This window comes from Mycobacterium persicum (assembly GCF_002086675.1).
GTDB classification, from domain to species: Bacteria; Actinomycetota; Actinomycetes; order Mycobacteriales; family Mycobacteriaceae; genus Mycobacterium; species Mycobacterium persicum.
The window spans coordinates 16,735-31,453 of the sequence record NZ_MVIF01000036.1; the positions used below are offsets into that span (position 1 = coordinate 16,735).

A 14,719-nucleotide genomic window follows, 5' to 3' on the forward strand; every position below is an offset into this window, starting at 1 on the left:
GCGTCGCTACCAGCCGGTAGCGTCCGCGGGGAGGTGGGGTGCGAGAATTTGCCTATGACTGTGGTCCCGGAAGATTTTGTCCCTGGTCTTGATGGCGTGGTGGCCTTCACCACCGAGATTGCCGAGCCGGATAAAGATGGCGGCGCATTGCGCTACCGCGGCGTCGATATCGAAGATCTGGTGAGTCAACGGGTCACATTCGGAGACGTGTGGGCGCTGCTGGTGGACGGCGAATTCGGCCATGGACTGCCGCCGGCCGAACCGTTCCCGCTGCCCATCCACACCGGCGACGTGCGGGTCGACGTGCAGGCGGGACTGGCGATGCTGGCCCCCATCTGGGGGTACGCGCCGTTGCTCGACATCGACGATCGCACGGCCCGCGAACAGCTGGCCCGTGCATCGGTGATGGCATTGTCCTACGTCGCGCAATCCGCGCGCGGCATCTACCAGCCGGCCGTACCACAGCGAGTCATCGACGAATGTTCCACGGTGACAGCGCGTTTCATGACCCGGTGGCAAGGCGAGCCGGACCCCAGGCATGTCGACGCCATCGACGCGTACTGGGTGTCGGCGGCCGAGCACGGCATGAACGCCTCGACGTTCACCGCACGCGTGATCGCCTCCACGGGTGCAGACGTCGCCGCAGCGCTGTCCGGAGCGATCGGCGCGATGAGCGGACCGCTGCACGGCGGCGCGCCGGCGCGGGTGCTTCCGATGCTCGAAGAAGTCGAGCGCACCGGCGATGCGCGTGGTCTGGTCAAGAAGATCTTGGATCGTGGCGACAAGCTGATGGGCTTTGGGCACCGGGTCTATCGCGCCGAGGACCCGCGGGCGCGGGTCTTGCGCGCAACCGCGGAACGATTGGGCGCACCGCGCTACGACGTCGCCATGGCGCTGGAGCAGGCAGCACTGGCTGAGCTGCGGGAACGCCGCCCGGACCGGGCGATCGAGACCAATGTGGAATTCTGGGCCGCTGTCATCCTGGACTTCGCCAGAGTGCCGGCGAACATGATGCCGGCGATGTTCACCTGCGGACGCACCGCTGGCTGGTGTGCGCACATCCTTGAGCAGAAGCGACTCGGCAAGCTGGTCCGCCCGTCGGCCATTTATGTCGGGCCGGGCCCGCGCAGCCCCGAATCTGTCGCAGGGTGGGACCAGGTTCTCACGTCCGCTTGATTCGACACCTGATGCGATGCGAAGGGCACCCCGCCACCAGCCGTCACCGACAGTTGCGGCCTAGGGACCCACATTGTCGGCGATGTACTGAAAGGTGACCATGGGCGGACTGTGATCCGACAACGGCTGCCCATTGGAATTGAAGAACTTCGGCGCCTCGTTGCTGTAACCGGTCGCGGTCAACGTCACGCCCTGACCGCTTCGGTAGAAGATCTTGTCCAGCAGTTCGCACTCGTTGCCGACCTTGCAGGTGGGCGCGAAGGGTGGGCTGGTGGGACCACCCTGGACCTGGACCCACGCATCGGTCAGCGAATTGTTCGCAGCGAATTGCAGAAGCGCGCTTTGGTCGTCGGAATACAGGGCGTTGAAGTCGCCCGTGACGATGACCGCACGGCCCCCGGAATTCTGCTGGATGTAATTGGTGAGCTGAGCCAGGTTGGCGTTGGTGAACGCGCCCCCGCCGGTATTGGTATGCAAGTTGTAAAGGTCGATCGTTTCGCCACCCGGAAGCTGCAGCTGGCTATAGCTGAAGCCTTTCGCGGTGAGGCAGTTGTCGGCGCTGCACTGCCACCATGTCTGCCGGTCGAGCCTTTTCACCTTGAACTGTGCGAGTGTGTTGAGTCCGTCGGAGAAGGGCACGCCGATGGGCCACAGCAACGTGGGTGGGCTGGGCGGTGTCTGGCTGGGCATATCCGATTTCTTGACCAGGAAATCGTGGTAGGCGAAGTCTTCCTGAACGTTGGTGACATAGTAGGAATTGAGCCGTTGCCCAATCTGTTTGGTGTACAGAAAGCGCGGCAAGATTGCGCTGGACAACGGAAATGGGAGCCCGGCAATGTTGTAGGTGAGCATGCTGAAGGCACCGCTTATCGTCGTGGTCGGGACGCCACCCACGAAGATGGTCACGGTGGCGACGTCGTCGTGCCCGTGGAACGGGCCCAGGTATCCCGCCAGGCCGTGCACGTGCAGGCTGGTGTCGTCACTCACGGCGACGGTGAAGGTGTCGTTGCCGACGAAACCCGGATCGGCCGTATAGGTGAAGCTGGCTGTCTGTTGGTTGATGTTGACGACGCCGTGCTGCGGTCCGCCAGGTAAGCCCCGCGGATTGACCTTGAAGGTCATCCTGTTGCCGTCGGGGTCGAAGGCCGTGAACGGCACGGGGCCGGTGCTGCCGTTAACGGGGATGCTGACCTGTTGGGGGGTCGCGACCGGAGTCCGGTTGAAGAGGACGGGCACCACCCCGTTGCGGACCGCGGCCAGAAAATCGATCACGGCGTTGAGCAGGTCATCGGGAATGCTGGCGGGGTCGACCGGTTGCGCGCTGGCGCCCGGCAGCACCGCGCCCGGGACCGCAGCTGCCGCGCCTGGCGGGGCCGTGCCCGGCACCGCAGCCGCCGCGCCCGGCACCCCGGCTACCCCGCCCGGCAGCGCAGCCAGCGCGGTGTCCGACCCGGCTGGCGGTGACGGCACGTCTGCCCACTCGCCGGCCGAGGAACCCGAATCCGTTGGCGCAGCGTAACCGACCGGAGGATTTGTCGGCGTGCTGCCAGCCAACAGAACAGCGGTTATCGCCCCGACGCCGCCGATACGCCTGGCATAACGCATGGATTCTCCTCGCGCATCCACTAGTGAGCCGGTGATTGTTGAACTGTCAGTGGATAATTCGGTGCTCGTCTTCGCTTGCCGTAGCACTTTCGGGTCGCGTTGCGCACCTGACATCAGAGGTGTTTAACCCCAAGGTGCGAATGCCGAGCGAAGTTTGCCGCGCCGCGAGAGCCATTGTCAATATCCGACTTTGGGTTAGCTGACCTAATCGCCTTCGGGTTCCTGCGGGCACTTTCAACACGTTTCCGAGTTCGGCGGGGCGCCCACCCGGAGGCGAGGTGATAAGTGCCGCGCGTCGCACGGCGTCACACGCAACTGCCCGGCCCCGATAATCTCGGCGCTAGGACCAACCCTCTGCCGTCTCGACGAGCCTTTCGAGGGCGACCGATAAGTCGACATGAGCTCATTAAAGATGTTGGCATGCAACGACATTGTGTTGCGTGGTCCAAGAGGGCAAGCCGAAGCACGCATGCGAAGCTGCCCGCTCATCTACCGGGCGATCACCGGTGGACAGCTGTCGCTTGGTCGGTGTCATTCGAATACTGTTGGACGGCAGCCGATGTGACTGTCACCTCCGCAGCGAACCAGCGGTGTAACGGGCGATGGTCATCGTGTCAACGGAAGCCTCGTCTAGGGACGTGAACCCTTGGCCGGTCGAGGTGTCGCGCGCGAACGGCAGCTGAGGTACTCGGCCGCACAGCGGGTTTCGCTACGCTACCGGTCCGGTAGCCGCGGTTTCTCAAACGGCTTTTCCATAGTTGTTTCAACCAGGCACGGAGCCCGGCCCGGGTTGCCGATTCGTGGTGACCGTCCTGCGTTGCCGGGACACTCCTGTCGAGCCTTGGCGTGGGCCGGTTGGTCGCCGACAAAGACGCTGTGCGGCAGGACCGTCGGGGCACTCTGCACCACCTGCGGTTTCCTTCGACCCGACGCTGTGACGGAGACGTATTCGCGTTGAAACCAAAATGCACCCGTGTCGAGATCCGATAGTACTCATGGTGATACCAAAAGTATTCCTAATCAACTGATCACCCACCGGCCGTCGGCAAGGTACGCGCGCCGGATGGCCGGGCCCCCTGCGAGCGCGCTCATGCCGTCGACATGAGTCGCTGGCGTGACCCGGCCGGATTCTTGTACGTGCCAAACAGCTTGTCGCCGTATGTCATCACCACGGACAGGTTGGCGGGACGCCGCTCGGAATGATGCAATTCATGGCCCGACGCGGCCGGCAGCAACCAACGGGGATAAAACGTGATGTCGTATCCGCTGTGCGTGATCACCATCGCGGTCGTGTTGGTGATCGCATACGCGACCACCACCAGCGGATGCGCACCAACCAGCAACGGCGGAACGTACAGGCACAGCATCACCATCAAGCCTTCGACGGGATGCACGACGAAGTTGGTCCAGATGGTCAACGGCGACTGGACACGGTGATGTACGTAGTGGACCTTCTCGAACACAAAGCGGCTGCCGTGCTCTAACCGGTGCCACCAATAGGTCAGAAATTCGCCGACCACCATGAAACCGATGAGTTGAGCGACAAATACCGGCAGCGTCGGTGCGGCGCCCGGCACCGCTGCCGTCCAGAGGTGAAACGTCGCGTGAAACACGAACAGCACAACGGCCGCGCCGACGTAGGTCGACATGATCCGAATTCCGAGCTTCCTGGCCGCTTTGGCCGAAATCCGCCGGTAGATCGCGACATCCACTATCGAAAAGCCGATGCCGGTCAGCAAGACGACGGCGACGACGACGGGCAGAAAATACAGCGGAAATTCGAAGAAGCCGACACCCAACAGGTTCACTATCTCATCCCAGACCGGTTGCAAAGGCGATACCTGACTCATGGGTCCGCTCCTAGTTGCGGTGAATGGTGCCGGTGAGTAAGCGCTGTGCCGCCGTCCGCAGCTCCTCGATGCACTGCTCGACGCTGATATCGCCGACACCCAGCAATGCCAGATCGGCGAAAAACACCCGCCCAAGCAACGTCATCGACGGATCAAGGGTGGCCGGCATGTCGTCGACGGCACCGGCCAACAACGCGCGGAACATCTCGCGCACGCCCCGGCGAAACTCGTCGGAGACCGGGCCCTGCGCCAGCACCGACGCCATGGTGGCCCGAACCATCGACAAATCCGACGCTGCTTCGTGCACCACCTGCTCGATCGCGACGTCGATGGCGCCAACCGTCTCCCCGGCCGCCTCAATGGCCTGCGGCAAGCGCGCCGCAACGTCATGACCCCAGGCCAGCGCGGCCTCGCAGACGACATGTTCCTTGGACGCGAAGTAGCGGTACGTCGTCGCCCTCGATACCCCTGCGGTCGTGGCGATCAACTCCATGCCCACGGTCTCATGACCGTGCTCACGGATCAGCTGTCGCGCGGCTTGCAGCAGCCGGGTGCGCACTTCCTGCTGACGCGCGTCCATCGTGCGATGGATGGTCAATCGGGTGGCGCACACGCGGCATCCTCATCGGCCGGCGATCTGAGACACGTGGTGAGACAGATGTATCAACAGCAGTCGACACATCTATATCAGGTCGCCACGTCATGTCGCAAGAGGCGGCCCTGACGGCGGCCGTCGCCGACTGCCCGATGAAAATTGCTGCCACGTTCAGTCAGTACCTGTGGGCCCCGCGCGCGGGCGACACCAACTATCCAAAGGAGCGAACAACGTGGCAATCACCGTGGAACCAGCATTGTCCCCCCACCTCGTCGTCGACGACGCCGCGGCGGCGATCGACTTCTACGTCAAGGCCTTCGACGCCGTCGAGCTCGGCCGTATACCAGGGCCCGACGGCAAGCTCATCCACGCCGCGCTGCGCATCAATGGCTTCATGGTGATGCTCAACGACGACTTCCCGGAAAGCTGCGGTGGCAAGTCGACGACACCGAGGTCACTGGGCGGAACCCCGGTCACCATCCACCTGACCGTGACCGATGTCGATGCCAAGTTCCAGCGGGCAGTGGACGCCGGTGCCACCGTGGTAATCCCGTTGGCAGACCAGTTCTGGGGCGACCGATACGGAGTAGTCGCCGACCCGTTCGGCCACCACTGGTCACTGGGGCAACCCGTACGAGAGCTCAGCATGGCCGAGATTCACGAGGCGATGTCCGCGCAGGCAACCGGCTAGTTCAGGCCAGCTCGCGCAGCCGCATCAGCAGGCGCCGTCGCAGTGGCGGCGTCTGCGATGCGGCGGTCGCCGCCGCCAGCATGTCGGTGACGTCGGTGAATTTGCTGCGCGGCCTACCGTCGCGGCTGCCGCGGGCGACCTCGGCGGCGTCGATGACACGCCAGCCCGCGGCGTCGATGACGTCGGGCTGACGCATGGCCACCAGCTGGTCCAGCGCCGCCGGCTTGCCGGCCGGATCGCTGAGCTTGCCCGCATTGAAGTCGGCCACCAGCGCCTGAACCGTTTGCCACGAGCACGATTTGTTGGTACCGATGAACCCGGTCGGCCCGCGCTTGATCCAACCCGCGACATAGGCACCCGGCACCGGCTGCCCGGTACCGGGATCGACGACCCGGCCACCGTCGTTGGGCACGACGGCCGCCGCCTCGTCGAACGGCAGGTCACGAACTCGCTTGCCGCGGTAGCCGATCGACGTCAGCACCAGCCCCGCGTCAAGTCGGCGCACCTCGTCGGTGCCGGTGACGGCGAACTCGACGCCGGTGGCCCGTTGCGATCCCAGGACGCGCCGGGGCGTGAGCTGATAGGCCAGCCTTATTCGGGGATGCGACGCCGGGGTCGACCCGTCGCCCAGGGTGCTCAGGATTTCCAGCTTGGCTTTCGTCAACGGCGCCGAGGCGGTTGCCAAGTCCTCGAGGACCCGCTGGTGGTCGTCGCGGTCGAGCACCAGCTCGGATGCGGCGGTAAGCCCGATCAACTCCGGCAGGGTGAACGCCGAGTGCGCGGGTCCGCGGCGGGCGGCGATCACCACCTCGCGGACCGCCGAGCCGCGCAGCGCCCGCAGCGCATGATCGGCGATATCTGTTCGGGCCAGGTCACCGGGGTCGGTGGTGAGCACCCGCGCCACGTCCAGAGCGACATTGCCGTTGCCGATGATCACGGCCCGGGCATGGCCGAGATCGATTGGGAGATCGACGAACTCGGGATGCCCGTTGAGCCACGCGACCAACTCCGTCGCGGTACCGGTGCCGGGTAGCCCCATCCCGTCGATGTCAAGGCGACGGTCGTCGGGAGCACCGACTGCGTACACCACGGCATGGTGGTGGGCCAACAGATCGGCGTGGGTCAGGTGCTTGCCGATCTCGACGTTGAGGTAGAACCGGAACCGGTCATGGCGCGCGACCCGATCGAACAGTGTGGTGACCCGCTTGGTGTTCGGGTGATCCGGTGCCACCCCGGCGCGCACCAGCCCGTAGGGCGTGGGCAGCTTCTCGAAGACATTGACGTGCACCCCCGGCTGGACCAGCAGCTCGTCGGCGGCATACATCGCCGCGGGTCCGGACCCGACAATGGCAACGGTCAGCGGATGCCGGCGGGCACGCACCTCGGCAGCCGGGATCACCGGAGCCAGTTTCGAGGTCGGCGGCAGTTTCGCGTCGGCCGGCCGCTTCGGGTAATAGGAGGCATTGATCTCGACGAACGGCAATTGCCGCGATTGCAGCCTGCTGTCCGGCGAAATGGCTCCCACCGGGCAGGCGCTTACGCAGGCGCCACAGTCGACGCACGCCACCGGATCGATATACAGCATCTCCGACGTCGCAAACCCCGGCTCGTCCGGCGAGGGATGGATGCAATTGACCGGGCAGGCAAAGACGCAGGAGGCGTCATTGCAGCACGATTGGGTAATAACGTGTGGCATAAAGGATTACGCGGCCGGCACGGTCGCCAGGTGTTGACGCTGCGGCTCGCTGCGGTAGCGCGACGGCTCGCCGTTGATCTTACACAGCCGCCACATGAGCCGGGCCAGGTGACTTTCCATCAACCCGGTGTCGTAAGCCAGCATCCGCACGTCGGCGAACATGTCGCGCAACCACTTCCGCGACTGCGGCGACCGGAAGAACAACTCCTTCTTCACCTCACGCGGGATGTCGAATTCCTCCCAGAACGCCTTGGGCGGCACCACGATTGCGTTACACAGCATCCGCATGGTCAGCGGGAAGTACAACGACGTCCAGAATCGCTGCCGCTTGGTCAACTGCGGCAACCGCTTACGCAGGAACTCATGCGCGAAGGAGATGTGCCGGGCTTCCTCGGCCACGTGAATGGACATCACCCGTTCCATGATCGGATGCAGCGCCTTACCCTCGCGCAACACGTTCTTCTGGGTGTGGTCGATGGGCTCCTCGCCGGCGAGTACCCCGATGAAGAAGGCCACCGGCAGCGGGCCGGCCACCAGCGGGATGAACGGCGACACCCAGCGCAGCCGCCGCGGCATCCCCGGAACGTCGGCGCCGACGCGGTTGATCATCTCCTGGAACATCATGGTGTGGTTGCACTCTTCAACCGATTCGTGCAGGCAATACCGATATTCCGGTGACCCGTTGGGCATCCAGAACGTGTAGTTCATCAGGCCGCGGATCAGGATCGACTCGAAGTGCAGCCCGACCTTGGCCACGTTGGCCTGGCGCCACATCCCGATCTTGATCTTGCGCTCGTCGGGCTGCGCCAGATACCAGGGGTGGCGACCCAGCGGGTCGGTCGCCGGGAGGATCCACCGGGGATCGTTGTCGGTAACAGCGAACTCCGGTGACTCCCAATCGATGTCGGTGTACGGGTTGAAGTTTCGCCGCACCGATCCCTCGGACAGGGTGGCGAGCATCTCCACGTACTCGGTATCGTCCCGAACCTCCATGTTGCGGCGCCAACGCCGAACCATGCGCGTCTTGTCCACTGAGAAGCCTCCCCAATGAGGTTTGTGCTGAGGTTTACCTTCGGACGTCTGATAAACACGGTACCGCTGGTACCGGGAATTCTCCAGACCCGCAGGCGGGCTGTGGCCTGGCCCGTTCGACCGATTGAGTGTGACGCTGCTCACGCCGGTCGGTGCGACGCGGCATTATTCGGCCCGCGTGGTCGCCGGTCCCCCACCGCTCACTACCCTGATTGCCATGGCCGACCAGCTCACGACTGCCCTTGAGATTCCCGCAGACCTCAAGCCCCGCGACGGGCGCTTCGGGTCCGGCCCGTCAAAGGTGCGGCCCGAGCAATTGCATGCGCTGACCACCACTGCGGCGGCATTGTTCGGGACCTCGCACCGGCAGTCGCCGGTCAAGAATCTGGTGGGCCGGGTGCGCACCGGCCTGGCCGAGCTGTTCTCGCTGCCCGATGGTTACCAGGTGATTTTGGGCAACGGCGGCGCGACTGCGTTTTGGGACGCCGCCGCATTCGGGCTGATCGACAAGCGCTCGTTGCATCTGGCCTACGGCGAGTTCAGCTCGAAGTTCGCCTCAGCCGTCGCCAAGAACCCGTTCGTGGGCGACCCGATCATCATCAAGGCGGACCCGGGCGACGCGCCGCAGCCGCAGGCCGATCCGTCGGTGGACGTGATCGCCTGGGCTCACAACGAGACGTCGACCGGGGTGGCGGTGCCGGTGCGACGTCCCACCGACTCGGGCGACGCGTTGATCGTCATCGACGCCACTTCGGGTGCCGGCGGTCTGCCGGTCGACATCACCGAGGCTGACGCGTATTACTTCGCGCCGCAGAAGAATTTCGCCAGCGACGGTGGCCTGTGGCTGGCGCTGATGAGCCCGGCCGCGCTGGCCCGCGTCGAGGCCATCGCGGCCTCGGGGCGCTGGGTTCCCGACTTCTTGTCGCTACCGATAGCGATCGAGAACAGTCTGAAGAACCAGACGTACAACACACCGGCGATCGGCACGCTGGCGCTGCTCGCCGAACAGCTCGACTGGCTGCTGGGCAACGGTGGCCTGGAGTGGGCGGTCAAGCGGACGGCGGACTCCTCGCAGCGGTTGTACTCGTGGGCGCAGGAGCGGCCGTACACCACGCCGTTCGTGACCGACCCGGAGTTGCGGTCGCAGGTGGTGGGCACGATCGACTTTGTCGACGAAGTCGACGCCGCGGCCGTGGCCAAGACCTTGCGGGCAAACGGCATCGTCGACACCGAGCCGTACCGCAAACTTGGCCGCAACCAGTTGCGGGTGGCGATGTTCCCCGCCGTCGAACCCGATGACGTCAGCGCCCTCACCCAATGCATCGACTGGGTGGTCGAGCGGCTCTAACCTGCTCGTTATCCGCCCGCAACCGTCCCGCGTGTCAGCGCGGGTTGCGGGGTTGGCTGCATTAAAGTGCGCACGTAACAGGTCCGGTGCTTCGAGGCACGGAGCCTGCGAGGAGAAGCCATGCGGGAACTCAAACTGATTGGGCTGGATGCCGACGGCAAATACCTCATCTGCGAGGGTGCCAAACCGGCCGAAACATTCAAGCTGCCGGCAGACGACCGATTGCGGGCGGTCCTGAGCGGCAATACGACGCACCCGGTTCAACCGCACCTGGACATGGAAATCACGAATATGTTGAGTCCCAAGGAAATTCAGGCCAGGATCCGCGCCGGCGCATCGGTGGAGCAGGTGGCCGCCGCGTCGGGCTCCGACCTGGCGCGCATCCAGCGATTCGCCCACCCGGTGTTGCTGGAACGGTCGCGCGCCGCCGAGCTGGCAACGGCCGCGCACCCGATGCTGGCGGACGGCCCCGCGGTGCTGACGCTGCTCGAAACCATCACCGCCACGCTGCTGACGCGTGGCCTCAACCCGGAGAAACTCAGCTGGGACGCGTGGCGCAACGAAGACGGCCGCTGGACGGTGCAGCTTGCATGGCAGGCCGGCCACTCCGATAACCTCGCGCACTTCCGCTTCACACCGGGCGCGCATGGCGGCACCGTCACCGCGATCGACGACGCGGCCAGCGAGCTGATCGACCCATGCTTCAAACCCCGGCAGCTGGCTCCAGTGGCCCACCTCGCCTTCGACGAACCCGCGAAGCCGGCACCCGCCCCGGCGGCGGAACCACCAGCCAGCCATCGGCGGGGCAAGCCGGCCATCCCGGCCTGGGAGGACGTCCTGCTCGGGGTGCGCTCCGGCGGGCAGCGCTGAGTTAAGCGCGCCCCAATCCGGCGATCGCGAGCAGCGTCAGCCACGCCACCACGACACCTGCTCCCGCGCCCAGGACAAACCAACGCAATACCGGGGTGCGCCGCCAGCCCCAGAGGGTCGGCGCCAGCCCGCCGACCGCCACCACATTCAGCCCGACCGCCAGCAACGGGTGCACCCGGATCAGCCCCAGGCTGAGCACTACCATCCCGACCCCGGTCACTGCGGCGACGAAACCGGATACCACCAAACCCGTTGCCCACGGCACGGATTCGTCACGCTCTTCGAGCTCTTGGCTCACGGGCAGAGCCTAGCCCGCTCGTAGAACGCCACTGCGGCCGCCGTGGCCACGTTGAGTGAGTCGGTGCCCCGCGACATCGGGATCCGCACCCGCAGATCGCTGATCCGCAGGGCGGCGGCTGTCAGTCCCGGGCCCTCGGCACCGACCAACAACGCGATCGGTCGGTCCCGCACCTCGTTCATGGCCTCGGCCAGCTCGCGCGCATCGCCGCGGGGGGTCATGGCCAACAGCCGAAAGCCCCGTTCTTGCAGCATCAGCAAGTCGGTGGGCCAGTCTGCTGCTCGAGCGTAGGGCACCAGCAAAGCGTGCCCCATGGAAACCCGGACCGCGCGACGGTACAGCGGGTCCGCGCAACCGCTGCCGAACACCACCGCGTCCACCCCCAACCCCGCGGCGTTGCGAAAGATGGACCCCAGGTTTTCGTGATCGTTGACCCCCTCGAGCACGACGACGGTGCGAACACCGTCGACCACCTCGGTGACGCTGGGCTCCGGTAACCGGCTTGCCGAGGCCAGCACCCCCCGGTTGAGGTGAAATCCGACAGCCAGCGCCATGACTTCCGCGGAGGCTCGATAGTAGGGGGCCGGGCTGCCGGCCAAGTCGTCCCTGAGCTCGGCCAGCCTGCGGTCGGTGCCGAGCATTGCCCGCGGGGTAAAGCGCGAAGCCAGCATGCGCTGTACGACCAAAACACCCTCGGCGATCACCAGGCCCTTCCCGGACGGCAGGTCGGGCCTGCGGTCGACGCTGTTCAGGTCGCGGAAATCGTTGAGGCGCGGATCGTCGGGATCGCTGATGTCTTGAACGTCGATGTCGGGAACAGTCACGGGCTTTCGTCGACCAGGGCCATCATGATGTCGGCGGCGTGGCGCAGGGTGTCCCGTCTGTCGCTGTCGAGCGTCGCGAGCCGTTCGGCCAGCCACTCCTGACGGGCTCGCCGTGCAGCCCTGACCAACTCCGCGCCGGCTTGGGATACCGACACCAGCACCTGACGGCCGTCCACGGGATGTGGGGCGCGGTCCACCAGACCCACGTCGGCCAGGGAGGCGATCACCCGGGTCATCGACGGTGGGCGGACCCGCTCCCGGATTGCCAGCGCGCCGGGCGTCATGGCCCCCTCGTTGGCCAGGGTTGTCAATGCCGACAGCTGCGACAAGGACACCGGAGATGACGGGTTCCGGAATCGAAGTTGGCGCGCCAGACGCATGACCGCCAGCGACAAGTCGCTCGCCAGCTGCGCATCGCTGTCAGGCACAGCGCGAGGTTACAACGGAACCCCAATGCTCGCGATCAGAACGACGGCAAACGACTGCGCTCCCGCCTTGAGCGCTCACCCCGTCGCCACACTCCCTCGGCATGCTGAAACCGTTGCGTCGCTGCAGTCCAGCAACGTCACATCCATGCCACCTGTCACATCGGTCCTGCACAGGCGGCCACCCCGAGAGGCCCAGGATGCCTCTAGGATCCTGTGTCAACTCGCTCACCACGTACGTCATCTTCTTCATCTGTGGGGCTTCTTCATCTGTGGGGCGATGCAAAGCCTTCCGGAGGCCACAAGGCTGCCGGTCGTCGCGCAGCTTGGGCTGCGCGCACACCTTGACGTCGGTTTTCGGCCACGCCGATGTTCGCGGCTTAGCTCAAACCTCTTGTGATGGCGGGTGTTTCAGTTCAGTACAGCAGAAGAATCGGGTGCTCACCGAGCCGACGGCCATGCCCGCCGTATCGAGTGTGCAACGACGGCTTTGATCGTGCGCGTAGGGCGGGAAAATCCGCGGCGGCCCGCCCTGACGGCACGCTCGACGCCCACAACACACACCCGACGCCGCCACCGCACACTCGACGCCCGCAACGCACACCCGACGCCGTTAACAGCGACAACCCCGGCGCCGTGCACCCCGACGCCGTGCACCCCTGGGCGCTGTCGTTCCGCCCATACGGCGGCCGGCATCGTCGCGGGCTATGTTGAAACCCGATGATGAGTGACGAACCTGACCACGATCCCGAGCCGCCCCCATTACCGACAGCGCTATTGGAAGTGTGGCCGGTCATCGCGGTCGGCGCACTCGGCTGGCTGGCCGCCGCGGTGGCCGCATTCGCCGTGCCGAGTCTTCAGACATGGCGTCCGGTGACAGTGGCCGGCCTGGCGGTGGGGTTGCTCGGCACGGGCATCTTCGTCTGGCAACTTGCCGCCGCCCGCCGCGGTGCCCGCGGCGCTCAAGCCGGACTCGAGACCTATCTGGACCACGAATACGACCAAAAATAGTGGCGCAAAACACATCTGGGAGGACAAATGGTAGCTCCGCTGCTACAGGCGCAGGTAGACATCGATGCGCCGCCCGCGAAAGTCTGGGCGCTGATCTCCGATTTGCGGCGAATGCCGCAATGGAGCCCGCAATGTCGCTGGACGCACCAATTCGGTCCGCTGCGCCCTGGCACCCGCACCATTAATTTCAACCGTCGCAATCGGTTGTTCTGGCCGACAACCTGCACCGTCGTCGAGGTCATCCCGGAGCAGAAGCTGGCGTTTCGGGTCGATACCAACCGCAGCGTCTGGAGCTACGAGCTGGAGCCGAATGGCGAGGGCACCCGGGTCACCGAGAGCCGACACGCCGAAAACGGGGTCAGCGCGTTTTCCAACTTGTCGGTCAACGCCCTCTTGGGAGGCACCACCAACTTCGAACGCGAATTGGTCGACGGCATGAACACCTCGCTGGCAAAGATCAAGGCGGCCGCCGAAAACGGCTAATCGGACGATTCCGGCGGCTTCTCCCAGATGTCGAGCACCCCGTCGTCGTACGGGTCATACATCGGGGAGCCGCTGCCCCCCGGGGCCGGGGTGTCGGAATGCGCACCACAACCGTAATGCTTGTCGACGACATGGCCATCGGCCGACAATTCGTTACCACATACCCCGAACATTGCGCCCAGCGCTCCGGCGAGCGGCAGGAAGAACCCGCAGTCGCGGCACACTCGTTTAGTCGACCGTGCCATGGCCGAGTCGGGGCCGTAGTCGCCGTCGTGCCAGCGTTGCGCCGCCTCGGCGCGGCCCCACGCGCTCATCACCCAGCGCCGGCCGAACCCGACCTCGGCAGCGATCTCGTCGACCTGCGGGTCACCGCTGGCGCTATAGCCCGGTACCAGCCGCGGGTCATCCTTGACCGGCGCCAGCAGGTCTCCCGGGCTCAAATCTCCCGGTTGTACCCGCCGCTCCCAGGGCACCCAGGGCGGCGCCATCAAGGCCGTTGGGCCGGGGACCAGCACCACCTCGCTGATGGTGGCATGGTCGGCACCGGCGTAGGCAGCGACGACGACGGCCCACTGCCATCCCTGGTACCCGGGCAGATGCGCCAGGAATCGGTGTGTCGCTGCATTGGGATCTTCGTAGCCGACACCGAGATAGTCGCCGACCGCATCGGGCCCGCTGAACTCGGCGACCGCCGCCCTGGCCTGGTCCACCGCGCCCGTGAGCACCGACGCCACATCGTGCGGCCACTCGGCCACGGTCGCCACGGCGGATTCCGCCGAATTCTCCAAGGGTCCGGTCACACTCTTCCCTCTCTG

At 65.5% G+C, this 14,719-nt stretch carries 15 protein-coding genes; 6 read left to right on the forward strand and 9 right to left on the reverse strand.

What is annotated here, in order from left to right; all coding sequences use genetic code 11:
• Nucleotides 1-54: 54 nt before the first annotated feature.
• Entirely contained in the window at nucleotides 55-1,176 is a 1,122-nt protein-coding gene (locus BST40_RS13255) for a citrate synthase 2 (protein WP_075548266.1), read from the forward strand.
• 60 nt (nucleotides 1,177-1,236) lie between these two features.
• On the opposite strand, the gene BST40_RS13260 is transcribed toward BST40_RS13255, so the two are convergent.
• From BST40_RS13260 to BST40_RS13270, 3 genes are all read right to left on the reverse strand, one after another.
• Nucleotides 1,237-2,781, reverse strand: coding sequence for an Ig-like domain-containing protein (locus BST40_RS13260; RefSeq protein WP_083154475.1), 1,545 nt, complete (start codon nucleotides 2,779-2,781; stop codon nucleotides 1,237-1,239).
• A gap of 1,088 nt (nucleotides 2,782-3,869) precedes the next feature.
• Nucleotides 3,870-4,631, reverse strand: coding sequence for a sterol desaturase family protein (locus BST40_RS13265; RefSeq protein ID WP_083154476.1), 762 nt, complete (start codon nucleotides 4,629-4,631; stop codon nucleotides 3,870-3,872).
• A 10-nt stretch (nucleotides 4,632-4,641) separates the two neighbouring features.
• Nucleotides 4,642-5,244, reverse strand: a complete 603-nt coding sequence (locus BST40_RS13270) for a TetR/AcrR family transcriptional regulator (protein ID WP_142276729.1) — start codon at nucleotides 5,242-5,244, stop codon at nucleotides 4,642-4,644.
• Nucleotides 5,245-5,458: 214 nt separating this feature from the next.
• On the opposite strand from BST40_RS13270, the gene BST40_RS13275 reads away from it, so the two are divergent.
• Nucleotides 5,459-5,917 carry a VOC family protein gene (locus BST40_RS13275; protein WP_075548270.1) on the forward strand — a complete coding sequence of 153 codons (459 nt, stop codon included), beginning with the start codon at nucleotides 5,459-5,461 and terminating at the stop codon, nucleotides 5,915-5,917.
• Between the two features lies 1 nt (nucleotide 5,918).
• On the opposite strand, the gene BST40_RS13280 is transcribed toward BST40_RS13275, so the two are convergent.
• Together BST40_RS13280 and BST40_RS13285 are read right to left on the reverse strand one after the other, a co-directional pair.
• The gene (locus BST40_RS13280; protein WP_075548271.1) at nucleotides 5,919-7,613 is read right to left on the reverse strand and encodes an FAD-dependent oxidoreductase; all 1,695 of its coding nucleotides are present in this window, start codon (nucleotides 7,611-7,613) and stop codon (nucleotides 5,919-5,921) included.
• A 6-nt stretch (nucleotides 7,614-7,619) separates the two neighbouring features.
• Nucleotides 7,620-8,645, reverse strand: coding sequence for an AurF N-oxygenase family protein (locus BST40_RS13285; RefSeq protein WP_075548272.1), 1,026 nt, complete (start codon nucleotides 8,643-8,645; stop codon nucleotides 7,620-7,622).
• Between the two features lie 217 nt (nucleotides 8,646-8,862).
• On the opposite strand from BST40_RS13285, the gene serC reads away from it, so the two are divergent.
• Both serC and sepH read left to right on the forward strand, forming a co-directional pair.
• Entirely contained in the window at nucleotides 8,863-9,993 is a 1,131-nt protein-coding gene (gene serC, locus BST40_RS13290; protein WP_075548292.1) for a phosphoserine transaminase, read from the forward strand.
• 120 nt (nucleotides 9,994-10,113) lie between these two features.
• Nucleotides 10,114-10,863, forward strand: a complete 750-nt coding sequence (sepH, locus tag BST40_RS13295) for a septation protein SepH (protein WP_075548273.1) — start codon at nucleotides 10,114-10,116, stop codon at nucleotides 10,861-10,863.
• A gap of 1 nt (nucleotide 10,864) precedes the next feature.
• On the opposite strand, the gene BST40_RS13300 is transcribed toward sepH, so the two are convergent.
• Genes BST40_RS13300 through BST40_RS13310 form a run of 3 tightly spaced genes read right to left on the reverse strand, consistent with a single transcriptional unit; the run spans nucleotide 10,865 to nucleotide 12,413 of the window.
• On the reverse strand, nucleotides 10,865-11,161 hold the full coding sequence (locus BST40_RS13300; RefSeq protein WP_075548274.1) for a DUF2537 domain-containing protein: 297 nt from the start codon (nucleotides 11,159-11,161) through the stop codon (nucleotides 10,865-10,867).
• A complete protein-coding gene (locus BST40_RS13305; RefSeq protein WP_075548275.1) occupies nucleotides 11,158-11,985 on the reverse strand; it encodes a TrmH family RNA methyltransferase in 828 nt (275 codons plus the stop codon). The genes BST40_RS13300 and BST40_RS13305 overlap by 4 nt, the downstream gene beginning before the upstream one ends.
• Nucleotides 11,982-12,413: an Rv0880 family HTH-type transcriptional regulator gene (locus tag BST40_RS13310; RefSeq protein WP_075548276.1), complete on the reverse strand. Its 432-nt coding sequence runs from the start codon at nucleotides 12,411-12,413 to the stop codon at nucleotides 11,982-11,984. Before BST40_RS13310 ends, BST40_RS13305 begins: the two co-directional genes overlap by 4 nt.
• Nucleotides 12,414-13,133: 720 nt before the next feature.
• On the opposite strand from BST40_RS13310, the gene BST40_RS13315 reads away from it, so the two are divergent.
• Nucleotides 13,134-13,421: a DUF2530 domain-containing protein gene (locus tag BST40_RS13315; RefSeq protein WP_075548293.1), complete on the forward strand. Its 288-nt coding sequence runs from the start codon at nucleotides 13,134-13,136 to the stop codon at nucleotides 13,419-13,421.
• Between the two features lie 27 nt (nucleotides 13,422-13,448).
• Nucleotides 13,449-13,904, forward strand: a complete 456-nt coding sequence (locus tag BST40_RS13320; RefSeq protein WP_083154480.1) for an SRPBCC family protein — start codon at nucleotides 13,449-13,451, stop codon at nucleotides 13,902-13,904.
• Here BST40_RS13320 and BST40_RS13325 read toward each other — a convergent pair.
• Complete coding sequence (locus BST40_RS13325; RefSeq protein ID WP_075548279.1) at nucleotides 13,901-14,704, reverse strand: DUF3027 domain-containing protein; 804 nt, start codon at nucleotides 14,702-14,704, stop codon at nucleotides 13,901-13,903. The genes BST40_RS13320 and BST40_RS13325 overlap by 4 nt on opposite strands.
• Nucleotides 14,705-14,719: the final 15 nt, after the last annotated feature.

What these genes read in the sequence shown, in the direction of transcription:
- sepH (WP_075548273.1), top strand. Translation starts at nt 10,114, where the DNA reads ATGCGGGAACTCAAACTGATTGGGCTGGATGCCGACGGCAAATACCTC.
- BST40_RS13280 (WP_075548271.1), bottom strand. Translation starts at nt 7,613, where the DNA reads ATGCCACACGTTATTACCCAATCGTGCTGCAATGACGCCTCCTGCGTC.
- serC (WP_075548292.1), top strand. Translation starts at nt 8,863, where the DNA reads ATGGCCGACCAGCTCACGACTGCCCTTGAGATTCCCGCAGACCTCAAG.
- BST40_RS13265 (WP_083154476.1), bottom strand. Translation starts at nt 4,631, where the DNA reads ATGAGTCAGGTATCGCCTTTGCAACCGGTCTGGGATGAGATAGTGAAC.
- BST40_RS13315 (WP_075548293.1), top strand. Translation starts at nt 13,134, where the DNA reads ATGAGTGACGAACCTGACCACGATCCCGAGCCGCCCCCATTACCGACA.
- BST40_RS13260 (WP_083154475.1), bottom strand. Translation starts at nt 2,781, where the DNA reads ATGCGTTATGCCAGGCGTATCGGCGGCGTCGGGGCGATAACCGCTGTT.
- BST40_RS13255 (WP_075548266.1), top strand. Translation starts at nt 55, where the DNA reads ATGACTGTGGTCCCGGAAGATTTTGTCCCTGGTCTTGATGGCGTGGTG.
- BST40_RS13320 (WP_083154480.1), top strand. Translation starts at nt 13,449, where the DNA reads ATGGTAGCTCCGCTGCTACAGGCGCAGGTAGACATCGATGCGCCGCCC.